Annotated in this window: 23 protein-coding genes, 1 pseudogene and 1 riboswitch; of the genes and pseudogenes, 11 read left to right on the top strand and 13 right to left on the bottom strand. The window is 72.2% G+C overall.

The window, feature by feature from the left end:
- Nucleotides 1–6: 6 nt before the first annotated feature.
- The 4 genes from ACZ4MF_RS10750 to ACZ4MF_RS10735 all read right to left on the bottom strand — a co-directional run bounded on the left by ACZ4MF_RS10750 (nt 7) and on the right by ACZ4MF_RS10735 (nt 3,760).
- Entirely contained in the window at nt 7–216 is a 210-nt protein-coding gene (locus ACZ4MF_RS10750; RefSeq protein WP_071384068.1) for a radical SAM-modified peptide, FtsH ternary system-associated, read from the bottom strand.
- A 4-nt stretch (nt 217–220) separates the two neighbouring features.
- Nucleotides 221–1,228 (bottom strand): radical SAM protein, encoded by a 1,008-nt coding sequence (locus ACZ4MF_RS10745; protein WP_467491678.1) that lies wholly within the window; start codon nt 1,226–1,228, stop codon nt 221–223.
- A 388-nt stretch (nt 1,229–1,616) separates the two neighbouring features.
- Nucleotides 1,617–2,846, bottom strand: a complete 1,230-nt coding sequence (locus ACZ4MF_RS10740; protein WP_467491677.1) for a hypothetical protein — start codon at nt 2,844–2,846, stop codon at nt 1,617–1,619.
- Between the two features lie 77 nt (nt 2,847–2,923).
- Complete coding sequence (locus ACZ4MF_RS10735; RefSeq protein WP_467491676.1) at nt 2,924–3,760, bottom strand: hypothetical protein; 837 nt, start codon at nt 3,758–3,760, stop codon at nt 2,924–2,926.
- 448 nt (nt 3,761–4,208) lie between these two features.
- Between ACZ4MF_RS10735 and ACZ4MF_RS10730 the strand changes: the two genes are divergently transcribed.
- The 3 genes from ACZ4MF_RS10730 (at nt 4,209) to ACZ4MF_RS10720 (ending at nt 7,356) form a co-directional block, all read left to right on the top strand.
- Nucleotides 4,209–4,496 carry a hypothetical protein gene (locus tag ACZ4MF_RS10730; protein WP_467491675.1) on the top strand — a complete coding sequence of 96 codons (288 nt, stop codon included), beginning with the start codon at nt 4,209–4,211 and terminating at the stop codon, nt 4,494–4,496.
- Nucleotides 4,497–4,637: 141 nt separating this feature from the next.
- A complete protein-coding gene (locus ACZ4MF_RS10725) occupies nt 4,638–6,707 on the top strand; it encodes a SpoIIE family protein phosphatase (protein ID WP_467491674.1) in 2,070 nt (689 codons plus the stop codon).
- Between the two features lie 40 nt (nt 6,708–6,747).
- The gene (locus ACZ4MF_RS10720; RefSeq protein WP_467491673.1) at nt 6,748–7,356 is read left to right on the top strand and encodes a 2'-5' RNA ligase family protein; all 609 of its coding nucleotides are present in this window, start codon (nt 6,748–6,750) and stop codon (nt 7,354–7,356) included.
- Nucleotides 7,357–7,412: 56 nt separating this feature from the next.
- Here the strand turns inward: ACZ4MF_RS10720 and ACZ4MF_RS10715 are convergent, their stop codons facing one another.
- From ACZ4MF_RS10715 to ACZ4MF_RS10690, 6 genes and pseudogenes are all read right to left on the bottom strand, one after another.
- Entirely contained in the window at nt 7,413–8,555 is a 1,143-nt protein-coding gene (locus tag ACZ4MF_RS10715) for an ABC transporter substrate-binding protein (RefSeq protein WP_467491672.1), read from the bottom strand.
- A 165-nt stretch (nt 8,556–8,720) separates the two neighbouring features.
- Nucleotides 8,721–11,579, bottom strand: a complete 2,859-nt coding sequence (locus tag ACZ4MF_RS10710) for a SpoIIE family protein phosphatase (protein ID WP_467491671.1) — start codon at nt 11,577–11,579, stop codon at nt 8,721–8,723.
- The gene (locus ACZ4MF_RS10705; protein WP_467491670.1) at nt 11,576–12,751 is read right to left on the bottom strand and encodes an ATP-binding cassette domain-containing protein; all 1,176 of its coding nucleotides are present in this window, start codon (nt 12,749–12,751) and stop codon (nt 11,576–11,578) included. The genes ACZ4MF_RS10710 and ACZ4MF_RS10705 overlap by 4 nt, the downstream gene beginning before the upstream one ends.
- 3 nt (nt 12,752–12,754) lie before the next feature.
- Complete coding sequence (locus ACZ4MF_RS10700) at nt 12,755–14,374, bottom strand: ABC transporter substrate-binding protein (RefSeq protein ID WP_467491669.1); 1,620 nt, start codon at nt 14,372–14,374, stop codon at nt 12,755–12,757.
- A 195-nt stretch (nt 14,375–14,569) separates the two neighbouring features.
- Nucleotides 14,570–14,686 carry a putative leader peptide gene (locus ACZ4MF_RS10695; protein ID WP_467491668.1) on the bottom strand — a complete coding sequence of 39 codons (117 nt, stop codon included), beginning with the start codon at nt 14,684–14,686 and terminating at the stop codon, nt 14,570–14,572.
- Between the two features lie 33 nt (nt 14,687–14,719).
- Nucleotides 14,720–14,833: riboswitch (SAM riboswitch) on the bottom strand.
- Between the two features lie 54 nt (nt 14,834–14,887).
- A pseudogene (locus tag ACZ4MF_RS10690) lies at nt 14,888–15,080 on the bottom strand (DUF1684 domain-containing protein); the annotation flags it as partial.
- Between the two features lie 217 nt (nt 15,081–15,297).
- Between ACZ4MF_RS10690 and ACZ4MF_RS10685 the strand changes: the two are divergent.
- On the top strand, nt 15,298–15,552 hold the full coding sequence (locus tag ACZ4MF_RS10685; protein ID WP_356034676.1) for a hypothetical protein: 255 nt from the start codon (nt 15,298–15,300) through the stop codon (nt 15,550–15,552).
- A 72-nt stretch (nt 15,553–15,624) separates the two neighbouring features.
- Here the strand turns inward: ACZ4MF_RS10685 and ACZ4MF_RS10680 are convergent, their stop codons facing one another.
- From ACZ4MF_RS10680 to ACZ4MF_RS10670, 3 genes are all read right to left on the bottom strand, one after another.
- Nucleotides 15,625–16,440 carry an SAM-dependent methyltransferase gene (locus ACZ4MF_RS10680; RefSeq protein ID WP_467491667.1) on the bottom strand — a complete coding sequence of 272 codons (816 nt, stop codon included), beginning with the start codon at nt 16,438–16,440 and terminating at the stop codon, nt 15,625–15,627.
- An 81-nt stretch (nt 16,441–16,521) separates the two neighbouring features.
- Entirely contained in the window at nt 16,522–16,740 is a 219-nt protein-coding gene (locus tag ACZ4MF_RS10675) for a DUF397 domain-containing protein (protein ID WP_373462466.1), read from the bottom strand.
- Between the two features lie 29 nt (nt 16,741–16,769).
- A complete protein-coding gene (locus ACZ4MF_RS10670; RefSeq protein WP_467491666.1) occupies nt 16,770–17,636 on the bottom strand; it encodes a helix-turn-helix domain-containing protein in 867 nt (288 codons plus the stop codon).
- A 316-nt stretch (nt 17,637–17,952) separates the two neighbouring features.
- Between ACZ4MF_RS10670 and ACZ4MF_RS10665 the strand changes: the two genes are divergently transcribed.
- The 7 genes from ACZ4MF_RS10665 (at nt 17,953) to ACZ4MF_RS10635 (ending at nt 22,433) form a co-directional block, all read left to right on the top strand.
- Nucleotides 17,953–18,405 (top strand): ATP-binding protein, encoded by a 453-nt coding sequence (locus tag ACZ4MF_RS10665; protein WP_467491665.1) that lies wholly within the window; start codon nt 17,953–17,955, stop codon nt 18,403–18,405.
- Between the two features lie 94 nt (nt 18,406–18,499).
- Nucleotides 18,500–18,892, top strand: a complete 393-nt coding sequence (locus ACZ4MF_RS10660; protein WP_467491664.1) for a hypothetical protein — start codon at nt 18,500–18,502, stop codon at nt 18,890–18,892.
- 205 nt (nt 18,893–19,097) lie between these two features.
- Nucleotides 19,098–19,400, top strand: coding sequence for a hypothetical protein (locus tag ACZ4MF_RS10655; RefSeq protein WP_467491663.1), 303 nt, complete (start codon nt 19,098–19,100; stop codon nt 19,398–19,400).
- Between the two features lie 28 nt (nt 19,401–19,428).
- Nucleotides 19,429–20,406, top strand: a complete 978-nt coding sequence (locus ACZ4MF_RS10650; protein ID WP_467491662.1) for a magnesium transporter CorA family protein — start codon at nt 19,429–19,431, stop codon at nt 20,404–20,406.
- Between the two features lie 188 nt (nt 20,407–20,594).
- Complete coding sequence (locus ACZ4MF_RS10645) at nt 20,595–21,140, top strand: DUF5994 family protein (protein WP_467491661.1); 546 nt, start codon at nt 20,595–20,597, stop codon at nt 21,138–21,140.
- 251 nt (nt 21,141–21,391) lie between these two features.
- Nucleotides 21,392–21,664 (top strand): hypothetical protein, encoded by a 273-nt coding sequence (locus ACZ4MF_RS10640; RefSeq protein ID WP_467491955.1) that lies wholly within the window; start codon nt 21,392–21,394, stop codon nt 21,662–21,664.
- A gap of 283 nt (nt 21,665–21,947) precedes the next feature.
- Nucleotides 21,948–22,433, top strand: coding sequence for a DUF5994 family protein (locus ACZ4MF_RS10635; RefSeq protein ID WP_467491660.1), 486 nt, complete (start codon nt 21,948–21,950; stop codon nt 22,431–22,433).
- Nucleotides 22,434–22,437: the final 4 nt, after the last annotated feature.

The following is a 22,437-nucleotide window of genomic DNA, read 5'->3' as shown; positions in this document are numbered from 1 at the left end:
CGCCGCTCAGCCGCAGAGCATCTGCTCGATCGCGTCGGGGCCCAGCCGCTCCAGCAACTGCTCCAGCACCTCGGGCCGGAAGGCGTCGCCGAGCACCTGGACCCCGTCGCCGTCGACACGGATGCTGATCCGCACCAGTCGCCCCTCGGGATGCTCCTCGTACTCCTCGGGCTGGATCAGGTCGGGGATGTGCTCGACCATCCGGTACTCGGTCATCGCCTCACCATCGTCCTTCCGCCACGGTGCCGCACCGCGGGCACCTGCCGTCGTCGAGAACGTTCCGGCCCAGCGCCCAGACGTCCCGGGCCACCACGGTCGTACGGCATCCCGCGCACCGCGTGGCCCGGCCGTCCGCGCCGAGGGCCCGCTCCACGTACACGTGCCGCAGCCCCGCCTCGTGTCCGATCCGCACCCCGGCCGCCAGGTCGGCCACCGGGGTGGGCGCGTGGCCGGTGCGGCGGTGGGCGGGGGTGGCGCGGACCAGATGCCAGGGGATCGCGGGGTCCAGCGCGGCGAGCGCCCGGGCGATCGGGCGCAGCGTGCGGGGCCCGGCGGTGAGGCCGGGGATCAGCGGGGTCGACACCTCCACCCAGACCCCGCGCTCCCGCAGGCCCGCGAGGGCGTCGAGGACGGGTCCGGGCCGGGCGCCGGTGAGTTCGCGGTGGTCGCGTTCGTCGAGGGTCTTCACGTCGACGTTGACGGCGGCGACATGGCGCGCCGCGAGGTCGACGGCCTCGGGGGTGAGGAAGCCGTTGCTCTTCCAGACCACGTCCACCCCGAGCGGGCGGCCCGACTCGGCGAGCGCGGCCGTGAGTTCGATGGCCAGCGAGGGCTCGGTGTACGAGATCGCGACACAGCCCCCGCGCGCGGCGGCCTCCGCGGTCACGTCCTCGGGGTCGACCGGCTCGGCGTCCCAGCGGACGGAGTCCTCGCGGCCGTACTGGGACATGCGGTGGTTGATGCAGTAGTCGCAGGCGAAGGTGCAGCCGGGCGCCGCCAGGGTGAGACAGGGTGTGCCCGGGCGGTAGTGGAAGAGCGGCTTGCGCTCGACGGTGTCCCAGTGCCGTACGGACGACGCGAACGTCGCCGTCTCCAGCCGGTCACCGGAGCGGCGGCGCACCCCGCACAGCCCCGTCTCGCCGTCCTTGAGCGCACACCGGAAGGGACACAGCAGGCACTGCACCCTCCCGCGCCGCTCGCGCTGCAGGACCGCCGGTGTCCACCGCATCCCCATCCGCCGCCCCCCCCGTCCGGTCGGCACACCACCGCCAGCGTACCTCTTATGTCCCGCCAACTTGCCATGATCGAGCACGAGTTGACTCCTCCACGGCGTCGAGCGCGGCGAGCACGGCAGGGTCCGCCGCCCGGTGTGCGCCGCTGTGCCGTTGCTCGTCCCGGTCCCCGGTGGCGGTTCCGGTCCGGCGCCTGCACGGGTGCCGGTGCTCCGTGGTGTCTCGTCAGCCATGAGTCGGCTCGCTCGTGGCGTCGAGTGCGTTGAGCACGGCGGGGTCCGCCGGCCGGTGTGTGCTGCTGTGCCGTTGCTCGTCCCGGTCCCCGGTGGCGGTTCCGGTCCGGCGCCTGCACGGGTGCCGGTGGTCCGTGGTGTCGGTGCCTCGTCAGCCATGAGTCGGCTGGCTCGTGGCGTCGAGTGCGGCGAGCACGGCAAGGCCCGCCGTCCGGTGCGCGCTGCTGTGCCGTTGCTCGTCCGGTGGTTCCGGGCCGGCGCCTGCACGGGTGCCGGACGCCCGCAGTGCCAGCACCTCGGTGACGGCGCGCTCGCCGACGTCACGCCGGTCGTACGCGGTCGGGTCGCAGCGGAAGGCCAGGGCGGCCGCGGCCAGCACCCCGGCCGCCGAGGAGCACCGGGACGGGCCCCCGGCCAGCAGCCGCCGGGCCCCCTCGGACACGGTCGCGCCGGCGGACGCGCGCTCCGGGACGAGCAGTCCGGCGAGCGACAGCCCGTGCAGCCCGGACCAGCCGCCCGTCGTCAACGCCCGCGCCACGACGGCCGCTTCCTGGCCGTACCCGTTGTCCTTGTCGTCCTCGACATCCCCGACCTGCGCGTCCGGGTGTCCGGCGAGGCGGGCGGCGGCAGCGGCCAGCCGTAGGCGCGCTGCCGGGGGCGGGTGCGGGCCGTCGAAGTCCCGTTCGTCCACGCCGCTTTCGTCGTCGCCGCTGTCGAGCAGGTCGGCGAGTACGGCGGCGTAGGCGGGGCCGCACAGCACGGCGGCGCACACGTCGGCGAACGCCTCGCCCGCCCAGCGCACCCAGTGCGCGCGGCGCTCCGGCGCGAGCGGGGCGCCCGCGACCCGCTCGCCGATCTCCGTGCCGAGGCCGCAGTCGTCGTCGATGTGGTGGGCGGCCTCGTGTGCCACGGTCAGCAGGGCGGGCAGATGGGAGCCGAAGGACCAGGGCACGTCGATCACCGGGAACGGCAGCCGGGCCGCGGCCGCCCGGCCCGAGGGCGTGTGGAGGCCACCCCGGGGCAGCAGATCGTGGTACGCGCCGCCCCTGCGGTGGGCCCGCGGCGAGGCCGACCGGCTGAAGCCGACGAGCGGCGGCTCCTTGGGCCGGGCGCCGGGGAGCCGTACGACCGGGCCGTACGTCTCCCAGGCCAGCTCGTCGGCGACGTCCAGGAAGCGGCGGTACGCGCGCACGTGGCGCAGCAGGAACCGGGTGCGGTAGAAGTCCCACACGTGGTGCAGGTCCAGCACCCGGCCCGGCACCTCGCGGGCGCGCCCGTCCGTGAGCCGGACGCGCACGTCGGCCACCGCGGCACCCAACAGCACGCCGACCGCGTCGAGTTGACTGCGGTGCTTCTCCAGCGGCCCGCCCGCGCGGCTCACCGCCTCCCACTGACGCAGCTCCGCCTCCAGCCCGGCGACGGCGTGCTCACGGACGGCGGCGCGCCGGGCGGGGCAGGTCAGGGGGCGTCCTGGGCCGGGGCCGTCGTCGGTTCCGCCGCCGGGAGGGGCTGGGGCGGGGATTCGAGGACGGCGGCGGGGTCGTCGCCGGCCTGCTCCAGCAGGAGGGGCGGTACGGGCTCCGCGTCCAGGCCGCGCCCGGGCTGGACCGGCCCGTACTCCTCGCGCACCCCGCCGAGCCAGGTGGTCCGCAGCCGTACGACGCGGTGGAGCGGCGTGACGGACGCGCCGATCCACTGGAAGCCCAGATGCCGGCTGCCCGCGATCCGTGCCGTGCCGGCGAGGTCGAGCAGGGACAGCGGGCCGACGCCCGCGGACGTGGTCACACGCAGCTCGACGGCCGCTCCCGCACCGGCGGCCACCAGCACGGCGGCGGCCTCGGCCCGGACCACCTCGGTCACGGCGAGCAGCTCGGCGTCCCACCGGCCCTCCCAGTAGCGGCGCACGAGCGCGCGGGCCAGGGCACGGGTGTCCGTGACCCCGCTGCCGGTCATGCCGCGGTACGCCACCAGCGCCGCCCGTTCCCGGGCGAACCGCAGCAGCACACCGGCGTCCGCGTCGACGAGGGCCGAGAACAGCGGGTCGGTGGCGCCGGACGCCTTGAAACGCAGGTCGATCCCGCCCCCGGCGTCGTACACGAACGAGCCCCGGGGCGCGGGTGCCGTCTCCTCGTACGTGATCCGCCGGTCGCCCAGCGTCCCGGCCGTGCGGACGGAACCCCGGGCGTCGTGCAGGACGTCCCCGACGGCCACGTCCTGGAGCAGGGGCCAGGTCAGCCACCAGTCGCCCCACGCCTCGCGCAGGGCGTCCCGGTACACGGCGAACGCTTGGACCACGGCGGTCAGCTCCTCCCTGCCCCACGCGGGTTCCGCTCGGGCGCCGCCCGGGGCCTCTGCGCGCAGGCTAGCAGCGGCGTCACCGGGACACGCCCGAACCGCCGTGATCGGCGGGGGGAGTTGGCCGAGTGCTCAGGGACTCTCCACCCGTGGACGCAGACCGGTGGAGGCCTCTCCATCGACCCGTGGGTTGTGGTGATCGGCGGTGCCGCGGAGCAGCCTGGAGGCATGGCAAATCTGCACGCTCCACTCGTCCTGATCACCACCGTCTGCGTCGCCGTCCTCCTCCTGGCCCGGACCGCGGGCGTGCTGGGTGCCGGGCGCGATGTGGGCGAGCGCCCCGCTGGTCGGGGAACACCACCTGCGGTGCCGGTGCCGGCGGCGGTGCGGACGAGCGGTCCGATACGCACCCGTGAGCGGCGTTCCCGCGCGGAGCTACGCTGCGGTCATGGAACTGACGGTCCTGGTCGTGCCGGCGTGCCCGCACACCGCGCCGCTGCGCGAGCGCCTGACCCTCGCCCTGGAGGGGCGTGACGACGTCACCGTCACCTGGCGCGAGGTGACCGACCCGGAGGAGGCCGAGCACCTGGGCATGCACGGCTCACCGACGCTGCTGGGTGACGGCACCGATCCGTTCGCCCGCCCGGGCGAGGAACCGAGTCTGTCGTGCCGTGTCCTCGGCCTGCCCTCGCTGGACCGGCTCCGCCGGGCCGTCGCCCGGCCGGACGGCCCCTGAGACGCCGGCTGCCGCCGGTGCCACCGGCCGCGGCAGCCGGTCCAGGTGTGTGTCGGCGGGTTCTGGGCCGACGATGGATGAAGGCAGCACACCCGCCGGTACGGCAAGCGCCGAGGCGCCGAGCGGGAAGGACGATGAGGCATGGGCACGATGGACTCCTCCCGAGCAGGCCATGGCCGGTCGGTGGCGGGTCCCGCCGCGCCCCCGAGCGGCCTGCTCGATCTGCTCAGCGTCGCCGCGGTGGTGCTGAACGCGCAGGGCCAGGTGGTCTTCTGGAGCCCGAAGGCCGAGGAACTGTTCGGTTACACCGCGATGGAGGCGCTGGGTCAGCACGCGGCTCGGCTCACCGTCCACGAGGAGCACCGGGACGCGGTGATCAAGGTGTTCGCCGAGATCATGGAGTCCGGCACCGACTGGGCGGGGGCGTTCCCGATCCGGCGCAAGGACGGCAGCACCCGCCTGGTGGAGTTCCGCAACATGCGGCTGCTGGACGACCTCGGTGACGTCTACGCCCTGGGCCTCATCGCGGACCAGGCCGCCGTGGAGCGGGTCGAGCGGGATGCCGCCCTGGCCATGCGCCTGGTGTCCCAGTCCCCGGTCGGGCTGGCCATTCTGGACCCGGACCTGCGGTACCTGGCCGTGAACCCTGCTCTCGAACGCATCACCGGCCAGTCCGCCGCCGAGCGTCTGGGCCGGTCGGCCGGCGAGGTCCTGACCTTCCTGGACACGGACCCCGAGGCACGTCTGCGCCGTGTCCTGGAGACCGGCGAGTCGGTCGTGGACCGGGACATCGTCTGTCATCCGCCCGGCGACCCGGACCACGAGCATGCCTGGTCCGTCTCGTACTACCGGCTGGAGGACTCCGCCGGGCGGGTGCTGGGACTGGCCTACTCCGTCATCGACGTCACCGAGCGTCACCGGGCCGCCGCCGAGGCGGCACAGGCCCGGCAACGGCTGGCACTGATCGCCAGAGCCTCCGCCTGTGTGGGTACCACCCTCGATCTGGAGACGACGGCGCGCGAGCTCGCGGACGTCGTCGTACCGGACCTGGCCGACGTGGCGGCCGTGGACGTACTCGACAGCGCCCTCGACTGCCGGAGCGCGCCGCACGAGGGACCCGCCCGCTTCCGCGCCCTCGCGGTCAGCGCGGCCCACGCCACCGAGGCGGTCCACGCGGCCGACCCGCCGGGGGAACTCGCCACCTACGACAGCGACCGCCTGATCACCCGCTGCGTGCGCACTCGCCGACCGGTGCTGGTGCCCCACACCACCCGTCAGGATCTGGAGCGCATCGCCCGGCACGGCGAGGCCGCCTCCGCCCTCGCCGCGGGCGGCGTTCACTCCTATCTGGCCGTGCCGCTCCTGGCCCGGGGCGAAGTCCTGGGCGCCCTCGACCTCGTCCGCACCCGCAACCCGGTGCCCTTCGACGACGACGATGCCTTCCTCGCCGGCGAGTTGGCCGCCCGGGCCGCGGTGTGCATCGACAACGCCCGCGGATACCAGGCCCAGCGCCATGCGGCCCTCACCCTCCAGCGCAGCCTGCTTCCGGAGCGCCCGTCGCACCTGCCCGGCCTGGAGGTCGCCTGCCGCTACCAACCCGCAGGCGCCGCGAGCGAGATCGGCGGCGACTGGTACGACGCCGTCCCGCTCCAGGGCGACCGCACCGCCCTGGTCGTCGGGGACGTCATGGGCAGCGGCATCAACGCGGCCGCCACCATGGGCCAACTCCGCAGCGCCGCCCGTGCCTTCGCCGAGCTGTCCCTCGCCCCCGCCGAGGCCCTCCATCACCTGGACCGCCTCACCGAAGGCATCGAGCAGACCATCACCACCTGCATCTACTGCGTCTACGACCCGCACCGGGGCGAGTGCGAGATCTGTCTCGCCGGTCATCTGCCCCCGGCCCTGCTGCCTGCCGGGCGGGCGGCACGGCTGCTGGACCTGCCCACCGGCGCGCCGCTGGGCGTCGGCGGGGTGCCCTTCGAGGCCGCCACGATCGCCTTCCGCCCCGGCGACGCGCTGGTCCTGTACACCGACGGCCTGGTCGAGAGCCGGAGCGAACCCATCGACGCCCGCCTGGACGCCCTCCTCGACGCCCTCACCGCGACCTGCGGCCACGATCTGGAGTGCACCTGCGACCGCATCCTGGAGCTTCTGCGCTCGCCCGGCGGTGAGGACGACGTGGCGCTGCTCATCGCCCGGGCGCGGACCTGAGCCCTGGACCCGATCGGGGCGTGCCGCGGAGGATGGCGGTGTGGACGGGATCGCGGATACCGGCGGGGCCGAGCCGGTGGACGTGCTCGCCGCGGCGCCGACGGCCCGGACGGCGGTGGCGTGGCTGCCGCCGCCGGAGCTCTGGCCGGCGATACAGGAGATCCGCCTGGAGCACGATCCGCAGGTACGGCGCTGGCCGCCGCATGTGAATCTGCTGTTCGGCTTCGTGCCGGAGGAGGAGTTCGCGCGGGCGCTGCCGCTGCTGCGCGCCGGGGCGGCGCAGACGGCGCCGTTCCCGGCGCGACTGGCCGGGGCGCGGTACTTCCGGCACCGGCACTACGCGACGGTGTGGCTCGATCCGGCGTCGGCGGGGGCGGCACCCTGGGCCCGGCTGTACAGGGCGCTGGAGGCGCGGTTCCCGCTCTGCGGCGGACGTGGCGGCCGTTTCACCCCGCATCTGTCGCTCGGCCGGACACAGGACCCGCGGCGGCTCGCCGCCGAGTGCGCCGCCCGGCTCGGCACCCTGTCGGCCACGGTCGAGGACGTGGTCCTGCTCTCCCGGCACGGTGACGAACCGATGCGCCCCCGGGCCGTCGTCGCTCTGGGCACGGGCGAGATCTGCCGTCCACGCCCGCCGCCCGGGCTCTGAGCGGCTCGCACCCGACCGGGTCCGCTCGTCGCACCCCTCATGGGCGGCGGGGACCGTCACGGCCGGCCGGAGACGGCCTTCGCCCAGCCCCGGGTGACCGTCTTCCGCGCCTTCTCCAGTTGCGCGTCCGACGGGAACTGCGGCGTTCCCTCGACCGTCGGCAGTCGTGCCGCGGCGGCCTTGTCGAGGGTGCCGTCCTGCCGCATGACGTCCATGAGCACCGGGCGGGCGTATGCGCGCAGCCGGAGGTTCTGGCCCTCGGCGCTGAAGAGGTACTCCTGCCACAGGCGGGCCGCCGCCGGGTGCGGGGCGCGCTTGTTGACCGCCAGCGCGTAGTACTGGGCGAAGCTGCCGTCGAACGGGATCGCGACCTGCCAGTTCACGCCCTGGTCGCGGAGCTGGTCGGCGTAGCCGAGGTTGACGTAGTCCCAGTTGATGCCGACCGGGGTCCGGCCGCTCGTGATCGTCGCCGAGTCGGAGCCGACAGGGTTGAAGTTGCCGCGCTTGTGGAGTTCGGCGAAGAAGTCGAGGCCGGGCTGGATGTCGTCGAACGACCCGTTGTTCGCCAGCGCCGCCGCGTAGACGCTGGCGAAGGCGGTGGCCGACCGGGGCGGGTCGCCTTCGAGCGCGACCTTGCCCCGGTAGGCGGGCTTCAGCAGATCGGCGAAGGTCTGCGGACAGGGGGTGACCCGGTGGGCGTCGCAGCCGATGGAGATGTAGCCGCCGTAGTTGTTGGTCCAGCGGGCGTTCGCGTCCTTCTGATTGGCGGGGATCTGGTCGAAGGCGGCCACCTTGTACGGTGCGAGAAGGTTCTGTTCCGCCGCTTTGCGGGCGAACGTGTCGCCCACGTCGATCACGTCCGGCGCTGTCGGCCGGTTCCCCCTCTTCGCCAGGGCGTCGATCTCGTCCTCGCTGTGGCCCAGCGGGTTCTCGACCGTGACCCTGATCCCGTACTTCTTCTCGAAGCCGTCGATCAGACCGCCGTAGCCGGCCCAGTCACGCGGCAGCGCCATCGCCCTGAGCGCGCCCTCGTGTCTCGCCGCGGCGATCAGTGCGCGCAGGCCGCCCACGCTCTCGGCGGACGTGGCCACCGACGGCTTCACGGGGCCGGCGGGCGGTGCGCCCTCGCACGCGCTCAGACCGAGTGCGAGGGCGAAGCAGCCGAAGACCGCCGCTGCTCGGGCACACGGTACGGTCACGGCTGCTCCCGGACGTGGGGGGACGAGGCGGTCACCTCACCCCGCCTGCTCGGCTCCACGGCGCCGACAAACACCGACAAAGTGGTCATCGAGGCCAGGGTACCCGGCCGCCTCGACGGCGGAATGCCGTCCGGGAAGCCCGGGATCGCCGTCTTCTCCAGCCTTCTACAGCGCGATGTCGTCCCACTGGTCGAGCAGGGAGTCGCCGAGTCCCTCCGCCTCCGGCGTGGCGTCGTGCGCCAGGGACCGCTCGGCCCAGATGACCTTGCCGGTGGCGGTGTAGCGGGTCCCCCAGCGTTCGGCGAAGCGGGCGACCAGGAAGAGTCCGCGGCCGCCCTCGTCGGTGAGCTTGGCCCGGCGCAGCCGCGGCGAGGTGCTGCTGCCGTCGGCGACCTCGAAGATCAGGGTGCCCGCCTCGGGGCTGCCGTCCGGCTCCGTACGGAGCAGTCGTACGGTGATGGGCTCGGCTCCGTAGCGGACGGCGTTGGTGATCAGCTCGCTGAGGATGAGTTCGGCGGTGAAGACGACCTGCTCCAGCCCCCATTCCGTCAGCCGGCGGGCGCAGGCGGTGCGTACCGGGGCCACCGCCGCCGGGTCACGGGGCACCTCCCACTCGGCGACCTGAGCCGGTCCGAGCCGGCGCGTGCGGGCCACCAGCAGCGCGATGTCGTCCCGGGGCCGGTCGGACAGCATGGCCTCCATCACCGCCGTGCAGGTGGCCTCCGGCGTGCGCGCGGGCCCGGTCAGGGCGTCGCGCAGGGCCGCCGTGCCGGCGTCCGGGTCGCGGGTGCGGTCCTCGATCAGCCCGTCGGTGTAGAGCACCAGCCGGGCGTCCTCGGGCACGGTGAGCTCGGTGGTCTCGACCGGCAGGCCGGCGCCGAGTCCCAGCGGCGGGGAGACGGACAGCCGGGGAAAGTCGACGGTCCCGTCGGGCCGGACCACCGCCGGTCCGGGGTGGCCGGCGCTGGCGACGGCCAGTCGCCCGGAGGTGGGGTCGTAGACGGCGTACTGGCAGGTCGCCCCCGTGATCACATCCTGCTCGTGCTCCGCCGCGCCGGCCTCCTCGGCGTCGATCTGTGCCACCAGCTCGTCCAGCCGGCCCAGCAGCTCCTCCACGGGCATGTCCAGGCCGGCGAAGTTGTGCACGGCGGTGCGCAGCCGGCCCATCGTCGCCGCGGCGTGCAGACCGTGGCCGACGACATCGCCGACGACCAGCGCCACCCGGGTACCGGACAGCGGGATGACGTCGAACCAGTCCCCGCCCACCCCGGACTGGGCCGGCAGATAGCGGTAGGCGACCTCCAGGGCGGCCTGCTGGGGCAGCGCGCGGGGCAGCAGGCTGTGCTGGAGGGCGACGGCCATGGAGTGCTCGCGGGTGTAGCGGCGGGCGTTGTCGATGCACACCGCTGCCCGGGCGGCCAGCTCCTCGGCGAAGGACACGTCCTCGTCCTCGAACGGCGGGGAGCCCCGCGCGCGCCAGTAGACCACCGCGCCCAGCACCACGCCGCGGGCGCGCAGGGGCACCGCGAGCATGGAGTGGATACCGTGCTCAAGGATCCGCCGGGCACCTTCGGGCTGCTGGGCCTGCCAGGCGCCGGCGGTGCCCAGGTCCCCGACCAGGACCGGGCGGCCCTCGGCCATCGCCACGGAGACGGGGTGGGCCGGGACGGGCCGGATCAGTTCGCCGACGGGGTGGAGGGGATGGTCCGCGTCGAGTCCCGCGACGGCGCTGCGGCGCAGCTCGGTGATCTCGGCGGGCGCATAGGCGGTCTCCTCGCCGCGCAGGACCGGGTCCAGCAGATCGACGGTGGCGACGTCGGCGAACCGGGTCACCGCCACCTCGGCCAGTTCCTCGGCCGTGCGCTTCAGGTCGAGCGTGGTGCCGATCCGCATTCCGGCGTCGTAGAGGGACTGCAGCCGTTCGCGTGCCACCTCCGCCCGGCCGGTGAGGGCCCGCAGTTCGGTGGTGTCCCGGAGCGTGACGACGCTGCCGCCCGGTCCGTGCGGTGCGGTGAGCCGCTTGCTGACCGCGAGCAGCCGGTCGGCCGCCAGGTACACCTCGTCGGTGGCGGGGCGGTCCGAGGCCAGCAGGTCGGCGAGGTCCTCGTCCAGCCCCAGATCGGTGATGTGCCGCCGCTCCGCGTCCGCCGGCAGGCCCAGCAGCCGTCGGGCCTCGTCGTTGGCCAGCAGCAGCCGGCCGTCACCGCCGACGATCAGCACACCTTCGCGCACCGCGTGCAGCACCGCGTCGTGGTGCTCGTACATCCGGGTCATCTCGGTCGGCCCCAGTCCGTGGGTCTGCCGCCGCAGCCGCCGGCTCACCAGGGCCGACCCGCCCGCGGCGACGACCAGGGCGCTGGTGGCGCCGACGAGGAGGACCGGCAGCTGCCGGTTCACCCGGTGCTGCACCCTCTCGACCCTGACGGGCACGGAGACGATGGCGATGACCGAACCGCCGGGATCCTTGACGGGCACCGCCGAGACCACGGAGAGCCCCAGTGCGCCCTGGAACGTACTCGTGAACGGCTGCCCGGTCGCCGCCGCCGCGTAGGGCCCGATCACGCGTTTGCCGACCTGGCGCGGGTCGCTGTGGGCGATGGTGATCCCGTTCAGCCCGTACACGATGACGGCGTCCACGCCGGTGGTCCGCTGGGTCGCCTCGGCGTACGGCTGCAGCGCCGCGGTCGGGTTCGCGCTGTCCAGTGCCGCCACGGTCCCCGGGGCGTTCGCGAACGTCTGCGCCACGGTGAGCGTCCGGTTGCGGGCGTCCGCCCGCACGCCGCGTTGCGCCTGCACGACGAGCGCCACCAGGGCGGCGGCGACGAGCAGCATCGCAACCGCCAGCTGGAGCAGGAAGACCTGGCCCGCGAGGCTGCGCAGGCTCAGCAGCGAGCCCGACCGCCACGGCGCTACCGCCCGACGGCGCCGACCGGGCCGACGGGTCCGCAGGGAGGCGTCGGACGCGTCGGCCGCATCGGACGCGCCGGCCGCATCCTGCCCGGATTGACCGGAAACTCCGCTCATACCACCTTTCTATCGTTTCGAGGGGGTGACCACGAAGCGGCGAGGGCAGACGGGTCTGCTCGGGGACGCCGTGACGACGGCGAGTGGATCACCGTGTCCGGGCCGCCGAGGCGGTCCCGGTCGCAGGAGGGGGCGCGACCGCCGGGGATCGCCGCGAGCAGCTCACGGGTGTACGCGTGGCGGGGGCGGGTGAACAGCTCTTCCGGAGGGCCCGTCTCGACGACGCGGCCGGCCCGCATGACGGCGACCTGGTGAGCGATCTGTCGTACGACGGCCAGGTCGTGCGAGATGAAGAGGTACGCCACGCCCGGCGCGGACGGCCGCATCGGGCAGCCCGGCCCGGCCCGGCCCGGTCCAGGACGGCGACCGCCTCGGCGGGGGCCGAGCGGCGGGTCGCCAGACCATGGATACGCAGGACCTCCGCGACCTGTTCGCCGATCCGTTTCACCGGGTTGAGCGAGACCGCCCGGGTCCTGGGGCACCAGCCCGATCCGCGCTCCGCGCACGGTACGCAGCTCCGCCTCGGACAGCGCGGCGAGGTCGTGGCGGCCGAAGCGGATCGTGCCGGCGTCGATGCCGCCGTTGCCCGGCAGGAGCCGGGTGATGGCGTGGGCGGTCGTGCTCTTGCCGGAGCCGGACTCACCGACCACCGCCGTCACCTGCCCCGGCCGGACGTCGAGGTCCACGCCCCGGACGGCCGCGACCGCGCCGCCCCGGGTGCGGTACGACACGGACAGGCCGCGTATCTCCGGCAGGGGTGCGGTCACGTCGTCACCGTCCTCGTCGTTCTCCCGTTCAGCGCGCTTCTCACGGCCACCGCGGTTCTCCCGTTCATCGGTCATCGCTGCCGGGACCATTCGGACGGTCTGCGGCAGCGCGTCGGCAATGGCCCTGGTGACCGGCCGGCCGGTGGCGACCGAGTCGCCGAAGTCCCCGCGCACCGTCCGGCCGAGGTACTCGGCGTACTCGACCAGTACCGGCTTGTCGAAGCCGTACTCGTGCCGCAGGGCGGCGATCTGCCGGGGGTCGACCTGCCCCGAGTCCATTCCGGCACTGGCCATCGCCGTGACCGGGTCGCCCGGCAGGTAGTCCAGCACCAGGAACGAGACCGTGCAGGCCGCCCAGAGCACCCCGGCCGCCTGGCCGAGCCGTTTGATCACATAGCGGCGCACGGGCTAGCCGATCCAGGTGTCGTGCAGCTGGATCCGGCTGGAGGCGTCGAAGTCCAGGTCGTGCACCCTCTTCGAGACGCCCAGCTGGGTCTGCAGCTCCACCACCGGCGCGTAGTAGGCGTTCTTCACGATCAACTGCTCCGCCCGGGCGACCAGTTGCTCGCGTTCGGCCGGGGCCGTGGTCGTGGCCTGCGCGGACAGCGCCGTGTCCAGATCCCCCGCCGGCACGCGGTAGAAGTTGGCGAGCCCGGTGGAGAAGGAGCTGCGCAGGATGTCCGGGTCGGCACGGGTGCCGTTGCCCCAGGCCGCGTCGTAGTCGCCCGACTGGAGCGTCGGGGCGAACCGGGTGACCTGGAGCTGCTTGAGGGTCACGGCCACGCCGATGGCCTTGAGCTGCTGCTGGACCAGTTCCAGCGCGGGCTGGTTGGTGGCCGCGTTGGGGAACCAGTCGATGGTCAGGTTCAGCCTCGTGCCGTCCTTGGTCCGGATGCCGTCGCCGGCGGTCTTCCAGCCGGCCGCGTCCAGCAGGGACCTCGCCTTCGCCGCGTCGAAAGCCAGATCCGTGCCGAGGCCGGTGTAGTCGGGCGTGGTGTGCGCGAGGATGCTGGTGGCCGCCCGGGTGCCGGTGGGGAACACCGTGTCGGCGATCTGCTGCCTGTCGATGCCGAACACGATCGCCCGGCGTACCCGGGCGTCCTTCAGCAGCGGTCGCGCGTTGTTGAACCCGAGGCCGAACACCACACCGGGGTTGGCCCGCCGCTGGAGAGTGACCCGGCCTCCTCCGAGCGCCGCCTCGTCGGCCCTGCCGACGCTGCCGATCGCGTCCACCTGGCCGGACTGCAGACTGCCGGTCCGTACCCCCGCCTCGGGGACGACCTTGAACACCAGCCTGTCCAGGTACGCCTCGCCCCTCTTGCTCCACAGCGAGGAACCCCAGGCGTAACCGCTGCGCCGGGCCAGGGTGATCGACTGGTTCTGCACGTACCGCTGCAGCGTGAAGGGTCCGGAGCCGATCACTCCGGCACTGCACTTCTGCTGCGGTGTCCTGTGCACGCTCGCCGATGACTCGATTCCCAGCGAGTGTGTCGAAGTGGCCTGCAGGAACTGGGCGTTGGGCTTCCTGAAAGCCACCCTGACGGTGAGGGGGCCGACCACTGTGGTGCTCCTGACGCCGCTCAGGTAGCCCTCGGCCAGCGTGCCCAGCGCGCCGAGCTTGGGCACCGCGTCGAAGTTGTCCTTGACCACCTGAGCGGTCAGCCCGGACCCGTCGCTGAAGGTGACGCCCGACCTCAGGTGGAAGGTGAACGTGGTCGCGTCGGAGCTGATGTCCCAGCTCTTCGCCAGCCACGGCACGATCTTGCCGGTCCTGGGGTCCTGGTCCGTCAGGGAGTCCACGATCTGGCGCACCGAGTAGATGGTGTCGTTGCTGGCGACCTGCTGGGGGTCCACGCAGCCGGCGTCCGAACCCACCGCGAAGGTCAGGGTGCCGCCGGACCTCGCCCGGCCGCTGCCCGAGCCGGAGCCGGCGGTGCTCGACCCGCACGCGGTCAGCAGCACACTGGCGGTGAGAAGGGCGGCCAGCGCCGTCCATCGGGAGGATCTGACATCGGCAAGTGCAGTCACGGAAGGGTTTCTCCTACTCGTGTCACCAGGCACGGGGTGCCGTCCGAGGCACGGCCGCGCACGGGCGTGCGGCCCCGGCCGACAGGCGGAAACGGGGATCAGACGGAAACGGGGATCAGGCGCGGGACGGGGATCAGACGGAGACGGGAGCGGCCACGGCCGCTCCCGGCCGTCGACCGGCGGCGGGAAGGCCCGTCAGTCCTGACAGAAGCAGCTGGTCGAGCGCTTCAGGTCGATGTGGCGGCGGCGCGCAAGCCGGGAGAACACCATCGCGACGGCGAAGGAGGCACGGGGGCCGTCGCTGCGCCGCATGACCCTCCTCCGTGTCTCCGGCCCGGTCAAGGGGCCACGCGCTTGCGGGGATCGTCGGTGATTCCGCCGGGCTGTCACCTGGAGTACCCCGCCGCGTGGGAGGGTTGCCGGTCAGCGAGCCAGGGCTTCACGCCGACACTCGATGTCGATCGCGATGCTACGGAGCGGTCTCGGCGTACGTCAATGCCGTCACCGGCCGCCCTACGACCGCCCGGCTCGGGATCCGCCGCGTTCGCGGGGAATCTTCTGACCTGCCTCGATCGCCACCGGCAGTCGGTTCTCGGCCGGTGGCAGCGGGCAGGTGGCCAGGTCCGTGTAGGCGCACGGCAGGTTCGCGGCGCGGTTCGAAGTCCAGGACGACCGTACCGTCGGCGGCGGGCGCCAAGGACGCCAACCGGCCGAAGACGCGGAAGGGTTCGGCATTTGTGACCGGTGCGACGGGCGCGAACCCGGTGGGGCCCGCGGAGCCGGACAAGGGCGTTCCTGCCGGGGCGTCGCCACCACCGACACGGCGCTCGAAGAGCCGCTGATCCCAAATTGCTAAAAGACCCGCGTATAGGCTCATATCGCGTCAATTCAGGACTGCGTTCCCCGTAAGAAAGGGTCGAACCATGCGTAGGATTCAGCGCGCTGCCGTCGTGGCCGCGGTGGTCACGGGGCTGTCCGCCCTCGGCGCCGGCGCCAGCTTCGCCGACGGCTACGACGCCCCTCCCAGCCCTCCGCAGATCACCGCCGTGGCCCATTCACAGGCCCGCGCCGTAGCCGTCGGAGGCGGCACCGCGGTGGCCAACTCGCAGGCCAACGCCGTGGCGACGTGGGGCGGATACCAGTACGGTCAACCGCAGTACGCCGCCCCGTCGGCGTGACGCGGCCGACCGACGTCGGGCGCGCGGACGTCGCTGGTGCCCAGCCGGTCGAACGACCCGGCCGGGCCCCGGCTAGCGTTTGATGCCCACGCCCGCCCACAGACTGATCTGGGCGTCCGTGGGCTCCGTCCCGTCGGCCGGTCCGGCGGGCCGCCAGCGGTGGCAGCACACGATGCCGGGGTCGATCAGGTCGAGTCCGTCGAAGAAGCGGCGGACGTCGCTGTGCGAACGGAACTGCACCGGAGACCCGGACTTGGTGTAGACCTCCGCGACCTTGTTCCAGGTGACGGGGTCGAAGTCGGGCGTGCAGTGGTTCATGGCGAGGGCGCTGCCCGCCGGGAGCGGGTCGAGCAGCCGGCGGACGATGGCGTACGGGTCGTGCGGGTCGGTGATGAAGTGCATGAGCGCGTTGAGGGAGAGCGCGATCGGCTGGTCGAAGTCCAGGACCTCCGAGGCCTCCACGGCACTCATCAGCTCATCGGGGTCCCTGACGTCGGCCTCGACGTAGGCCGTGCGTCCCTGCGTCGTGCTGCGCATGAGGCGTTCGGCGTACTTCAGGACGAGGGGGTCGTTGTCGGCGTACACGACGCGGGCGTCGACCGCGACGGACTGGGCGACCTGGTGCAGGTTGGGCTCGGTCGGGATGCCCGTGCCGATGTCCAGCCACTGGCGGATGCCGTGCTCCTGCGCCAGGACCCGGGTGGCCCGGTGCATGAACGCCCGGTTCTCGCGGGCCGTCACGTAGATGCCGGGGTGGGCCTGGGCGGCGACCAGGGCCGCCTCCTTGTCGATCTCGAAGTGGTCCTTGCCGCCGAGGAAGTAGTCGTACATCCGGGCCGAGTGCGCCTTGCTCGTGTCGAGATCCCGGCCGGCCTGCCTGGTGGTCATGTTCTCCCCTTCACGTGTGTGTCTGTCGGCCCGCAGGCCAGGAGCGGGACCGGTGTCGTCGTCCCGTGCGTCCGCCGCCGGTCACCCGGCGACCAAGTGATCGGCCAGGCCCTCTTTGACCCCGCGGACGAACGCGGCGATCTCCTCCGGCGCGTAGATCAGCGCCGGCCCGGCCGGGTCGGTCGACTGCCGTACGGCCACACGGCCGTCGGCGAGCAGTTTCGTCTCGACGCACTGACCGCCGTTCGGTCCGCTCCAGGGGCGCTCCCAGCCCTGTTCCCCGAGGTCGCGGGCCGGCATCCCGTTGTAGACGCCCTCGTCGGTGAATGTCACGAGTACTCCTTGCGTATGCGGTTCAAGAGCGCCCTGCTGTCCTCCGACGACGTCAGCAGCGCCATACGGGAATGCGCTTCGAGATGGGAGACGACGTCCGCGCGCTGGTCCAGGTAGACGGAGGCGGACAGAAGTTCGCTGTAGACGATGTCGGGCAGCTCGGGTTCCTCGAACCGGAAATACGTGAACGGGGCACACGCCCCGACATGCGCACCCGCGGCGAAGGGCACGACGTCGATGCTGACGTGCGCGAGCTCGGACATGTCCAGCAGCCGCTCGATCTGCTCCCGCATCACGTCCGGGCCGCCCACCACCCGGTGCAGGACGGCTTCCTCCATCACCACCCACAACGTGGGGGCGTCCTCCCGCTCCAGCAGGCTCTGGCGGCGCAGCCGCAGCTCCACGCGGCGCGCGAGCTCCTCCTCGCTCCCGTTCGGCAACCCGCCGCGCAGTACGGCGTGGGCGTAGTCGGGGGTCTGCAGAAGGCCGGTGACGTACAGGGGTTCATAGGTGCGCAGGGTCTTGGCGCTGGTCTCCAGGCTGACGTACGCGGTGAACCAGCTGGGGACGGCGTCGCGGTACGAGTGCCACCAGCCGGGCTCGTTGGCCTGCTCGGCCAGGTCGACGAACTCGTCGATCACCTGGCGGTCCGCCCCGTAGGTCTCCAGGAGCTTCTCCACGTAGAGAGGCTTCAGCGCGACCTCGGCCTTTTCCAGCCGGCGGATCGTCAGGGTCTTCACGCGCAGGGCTCTTGCCGCGTCCTCCAGCGAGGCACCGGCGTCGAGCCGCATGTCCTGCAGCCGACGGCCGAGGATCATACGCAGGACCGTCGGTGCGCTGGTCCCGGAACGGGCCTCGCTCACGCCCAACCTCCTGAAGAACTGTCAACGCCGCCATTCTGTCAGTGGCTTGATGGTGCCGCCAGGGTGATACCCGCACTGCTGAAATTATCAGGGAGTCGGTTGCAGCGTGAGCGCGATCACGCGCATAGTTGACATGTGAGCGGTCAAGTCACAGCTCTGACGCGGCATCCGGCCCGGACGGGACACGCGATGCCGATGCCGTCGTCGGCACCCCGTCGCGGGGCGCCTGCCTCGTCATACGCCTCTCACCGCTCGTGCTGGAGCCCGCATCCCCCCACCGAGCCCGCCCCCGAGAAGGCACTGGAAGGCGACATCCGTGACTCTGCCCACGCCCTCAGCCCCGGCCCCCGCCTTGGCCACGACCCTGCCTCGCCGGGAGTACTGGTTCGGCCTGCCCGCCCTGCGCACCAGTGTGAGATCCGCCCGCGACACCGTGCGCGACCGGCTCCGTGCCTGGCAGGTACCCGGCGACACATGCTGCGACGCGGTGCTGCTGGTCTCCGAGCTGACCACGAACGCCGTACTCCACACCGACAGCGGTCATGTCCTGTGCGGCCTCACGCTGACCGGCGACGCGCGGCGCCTGCGGATCGAACTCCACGACGACGGCCGCACCCCGGTCCGCCCGCCCGAGGGCCACGCCGGCCCCGGCGAGGAGAACGGGCGGGGCCTGTTCCTCGTGCAGCAACTCGCCGACCGCTGGGGCTCCGCATGTTCGACGCGGGCCGAAGGAAAGGTCGTCTGGGCGGAGTTGACGGCCTGCCCCTGATGCCGTGGGCACCGGCCGGCCCCGCGCGGCCCCGCTACGTCCCCTTCGCGCTGCGAGGAGTCCCTTCTCCTCGATCCACCTACAGAAGGCGCCCATGACCCGCCACGGCGAAACCGCTCCTCCTGTCGTGCTGTACGTATGCGCCGACCGGGCCCGGGGCGCGTCCGGGTCGGCCACGCAGTGCGCGCGGTCGGAAGGTCACGCGTTCGCCCGGGAGCGCGGACTGACGATCGCCGAGGTCGTCACCGACACGTACGGTGAGCCCGACCCGGCCCGGCGCAGAGGGTGGCGGCGGGTGAGACAGCTGGTACAGACGGGCCACGTCACCGCGGTGCTCGTCCGCTGGCCCAGCGCCATCGCCCCGGAGTCCGCGCACGAACTCCGGCACCGCGAGACCGCCTGGCTCCACGACCACGGCGTGCGCGTCTGCTACACGTGGGCGCCCTTGTCGTCGAGGAGCGCACCGGATCCACCGCATCCCGGATGAACTCTCCGAGGCCGGCCGGAAACGCAGCCGCTGTAGAGTGGCACGCAGCCCTTGACCTGCACAAAGCGGGCAGGGAGCCGAATTCTGGGAGCATTGAATGCTGCGTACCATGTTCAAGTCCAAGATCTAGCGTTCGGGTGTTTCCGCAGGTCAGAGCGGTGATCGTCGCGTCAGGGTCAGCACAAGGTCAGCATGAGGCCGGGCCGTGTCCGGCTACGACGCGCAGGACGACGTGATCGAGCGCCTTGCGCAGATCCACGCGGAGAAAAAGAAGACGGCGCCGTCCGTGGCCGAGGCGCGCCGGCAACTCGATCAGCAGACGGTCGCCGAATACCAAGCGGTGGTGGCCGCGGCAGCGCAGGATGACGGAGTGCTCCACGGGCTGGCACGTGGACAGCTCCGTCAACGTGCACAGGCCGCCCGGGACGTCACGTGCGGTGAGGACCTGGCGGTGCGCGAAGTCGGGCGGTCCTTGCCGGTCAGGATCAATGGGGGTGAAGCGGCATGATCTGGGCGTAAGACACTAACCTCGGGCCATGGTGACGCGCACCCGGCTGTATCACGACGGCACTCTCGTCCTGGAGAACTTTCCCGCCAGTGACGTCTCCGCGCATCTCGCCGATCCGGCCTCGGTCCTGTGGCTGGACCTGTACCGGCCCGGGCCTGCCGAGTTCACCATGCTCGGCCAGGAGTTCGGCATCCACGAACTGGCTCTGGAGGACGCCGCACAGCGTGGGCAGCGGCCGAAACTCGACCGCTATCGGACCCACGAGTTCCTCAGCGCCTACGCCGTGACCGTCAGCCCGGACGGTGCGGAACTGTCGTACAGCGAGATCGCCGTATTCCTCACCAGTCAGGCCATGATCACCGTCCGCAAGGACGACGGTCTCGACATCGAGGACGTCGTCGCCCGCTGGGACGAGAGCCCGGACCTGGCCGGCCACGGCGTCGGATTCCTGCTGCACGGTCTGCTCGACCACCTCGTGGACGGGCACTTCGCCGCGGTCCAGCAGCTGGACGACAGCATCGAGGAGCTGGAGGGTCTGCTCTTCGCGGCCGGGCGCCGTGAGGTCGAAGCCGTGCAGCGCCGGGTTTTCGCACTGCGCAAAACGCTCGTCCGGCTGCGCCGCGTCGTGCTCCCGATGCGCGAGGTGGTCAACGGGCTCATGCGCCCCGGCCTGCACCTGATCACCGACCCTCTCGTCCCGTACTACCAGGACGTCTACGACCACGTGCTGCGCGCCACCGAATGGACGGAATCACTGCGGGACCTGGTGGCCTCGGTCATGGAGACGAACCTCTCGGTCCAGGCCAACAGCATGAACCTGGTCATGAAGAAGGTGACGAGCTGGGCCGCGATCATCGCCGTCCCCACCGCGATCACCGGCTACTACGGCCAGAATCTCCCCTATCCCGGTTTCGGCCGCGAGTCGGGATTCATCACCTCCGCCGCCGTCATCGTGCTCCTGTCCGCACTGCTGTATCTGACGTTCAAGCGCAAGGACTGGCTCTGACCGGCACCGGGCACCGGCGACCAGGTCCCGAAGGCAGGAAAACTACCTGGTCATCCGCGGCTTTCGGGTCGGTGAGCGGAGTAGTGTGAAGGCACCGGGAGTTCTTCGCGCACCGGCTCCTCTGCGGGTGCCGTTTCCGGTGATCGACAGCGCCGGGCCGCACCCGAGCCCGGGGACAGGTCCGCGCCATGGCCGTGACCATTGACCGTACGACATCGAGCAGACGCGCGCCGCCGCCGGCCCGGCTGTCCCTGACGCCCGCGCCGGGCGGGCTGGACGGCACGTGGTGGCCCCGCTCCCGTGCCCTCACCCGTGAGCTGCCGTCCTTGACGGCCGCATTGGGCGATCGCTGGGGTCGTATCACGGGTGTCACCGTGAACCCGGCCTACTGGCCCGTCCTGCCGCACTGGGTGTCCGACGCCGGGCGCACCGTGCAGGTGGACTGGTCCACCGAGGAGCAGGATCCGCACAGACTGACTCTCTTCTCCGCTGACGGCCGCCGGGACGTGCTGGTGCTTCCGCCGGAAACCGGTGCGGATGCCGCCGCGCAGCTGATGGCCGGCGACGGCATCGATGTCCCGGCGCGGGAGCAAGCAGCAGAAAGGATCGCCGCCCGAAGCAGGGAAGAAGCGTGGGAGACCGACGGCGGAGCAGGTGGGCCGTCGTGCCCCGCCCCGGCCCATCGGCTCGACAGGGCCTTCGCTCGGCGGTCGGCGGAGGTGAGAGAACCATGACCCTCATCGCCGTGGCCGTACTGCTCCTTCTGGTCGCCGTCGGAGTCGTTCTGATCCACCAGCTCAATGGTCAGCACGACGAACGGATCGCTGCCTTCCACTACAGCGATGTTCTGCCGGGGATCGGGCGTCGGCCCCGGAGGCACCGTCGGTCGGCGGTGGACGCGAGCGTTCCGACGCGCCCCACCGCGACGGCGGCCGCGGATGACATCGACTTCGGCCCGACCGTGGGCAGTAGAGGAAGGCGCGTCATGGCGATATTGCGAGACCGGAAGACGTACCGCGAGAGGATCATGCAGGCTCTGTACCAAGCCGCCGAGGGCAATCGTCTTCTCGGCGTCGATGGGGCGAAGCTCCGCACCGACCTCGGTATCCCTGAGCAGGACATGGCCGCTGCCTGTATGTACCTGGCGGGCGAAGGCTGGGTCGTCGTGGACTGGGCGAGGGGCAACACGCCCGCGATGATCACGCTGACGCACCAGGGGATCCGGCAGATGGAGACGGAAGAGGAAGGGCGTGGCTGAGCCGCCGCGTCGGCTTCTCGGACCGAAGCGAACCTCCACAAGGTTGTTCATGTCGGATTAAGCCCGTTGGCGTAATGTGGATAGCGGGTCGGCGCACGCTCACGTGCAATGACCCGGAAGGGCGGCTCCGGCGGGTATACGCCGGAGCCGTTGCCTGTTTCCGTAACCGTGCCGTGCGGCTAGGCGCTCGCGCGAGCGTCGTGCGGAGTACGGTGAGGTTGCAGGGTCGTATCGCGGTCGCATGCTCTGCGGTCGCACTGATCTTTGCGGACGGGCGGACATCATGGCCGACTCAGACACCCCCGACCTCCCCAGGCTCCTGCCGGACGCCGTCCACCGGTCGGTGAAACCCGGCACGGCCCTGCTGCGGCTGGAGACGACGCATGCACGCGAGGGAATCCTGGACGGTGCATGGTGGCCGCGGTCCCGGGACATAGCTGCCGAGCTCCCCTCGCTGATCTCCGCGTTGACCGAGCATCTCGGACCTGTCACCCGGGTCGGTCTGGACGGCAGCGCCTGGGACGGACTGCCGACCCGGGTGATGGTCGACGGCCGAGTCGTCCACATCGACTCCTTCCCGGTCGGTGACGACACCGTCCTCATCACCCGGGGCGACCGGGACCACTTCTCCCTGATGCTGGTCCCTCCGGACACGTCGCCCGACGCGGCACGGGCCGCGATGGCCAGGGCCCTACGGGCCGACAACGTCACCGAGGCCAGGCAGATCCTCATCGAAACGGGCAGCGACACGCCACCTACGCCGGCCTGACATA

The sequence above is a fragment of the Streptomyces sp. NPDC025793 genome, assembly GCF_055558375.1.
This window is presented reverse-complemented; position numbering and strand designations above follow the sequence as displayed.

Bases quoted from the DNA above. Each gene is read 5' to 3' on its own strand.
- ACZ4MF_RS10750 (WP_071384068.1), bottom strand. From the start codon at position 216: ATGACCGAGTACCGGATGGTCGAGCACATCCCCGACCTGATCCAGCCC.
- ACZ4MF_RS10745 (WP_467491678.1), bottom strand. From the start codon at position 1,228: ATGCGGTGGACACCGGCGGTCCTGCAGCGCGAGCGGCGCGGGAGGGTG.
- ACZ4MF_RS10730 (WP_467491675.1), top strand. From the start codon at position 4,209: ATGGAACTGACGGTCCTGGTCGTGCCGGCGTGCCCGCACACCGCGCCG.
- ACZ4MF_RS10725 (WP_467491674.1), top strand. From the start codon at position 4,638: ATGGGCACGATGGACTCCTCCCGAGCAGGCCATGGCCGGTCGGTGGCG.
- ACZ4MF_RS10710 (WP_467491671.1), bottom strand. From the start codon at position 11,579: ATGAGCGGAGTTTCCGGTCAATCCGGGCAGGATGCGGCCGGCGCGTCC.
- ACZ4MF_RS10695 (WP_467491668.1), bottom strand. From the start codon at position 14,686: ATGCGGCGCAGCGACGGCCCCCGTGCCTCCTTCGCCGTCGCGATGGTG.
- ACZ4MF_RS10685 (WP_356034676.1), top strand. From the start codon at position 15,298: ATGCGTAGGATTCAGCGCGCTGCCGTCGTGGCCGCGGTGGTCACGGGG.
- ACZ4MF_RS10680 (WP_467491667.1), bottom strand. From the start codon at position 16,440: ATGACCACCAGGCAGGCCGGCCGGGATCTCGACACGAGCAAGGCGCAC.
- ACZ4MF_RS10675 (WP_373462466.1), bottom strand. From the start codon at position 16,740: ATGCCGGCCCGCGACCTCGGGGAACAGGGCTGGGAGCGCCCCTGGAGC.
- ACZ4MF_RS10660 (WP_467491664.1), top strand. From the start codon at position 18,500: ATGACCCGCCACGGCGAAACCGCTCCTCCTGTCGTGCTGTACGTATGC.
- ACZ4MF_RS10650 (WP_467491662.1), top strand. From the start codon at position 19,429: ATGGTGACGCGCACCCGGCTGTATCACGACGGCACTCTCGTCCTGGAG.
- ACZ4MF_RS10645 (WP_467491661.1), top strand. From the start codon at position 20,595: ATGGCCGTGACCATTGACCGTACGACATCGAGCAGACGCGCGCCGCCG.
- ACZ4MF_RS10640 (WP_467491955.1), top strand. From the start codon at position 21,392: ATGGCGATATTGCGAGACCGGAAGACGTACCGCGAGAGGATCATGCAG.
- ACZ4MF_RS10635 (WP_467491660.1), top strand. From the start codon at position 21,948: ATGGCCGACTCAGACACCCCCGACCTCCCCAGGCTCCTGCCGGACGCC.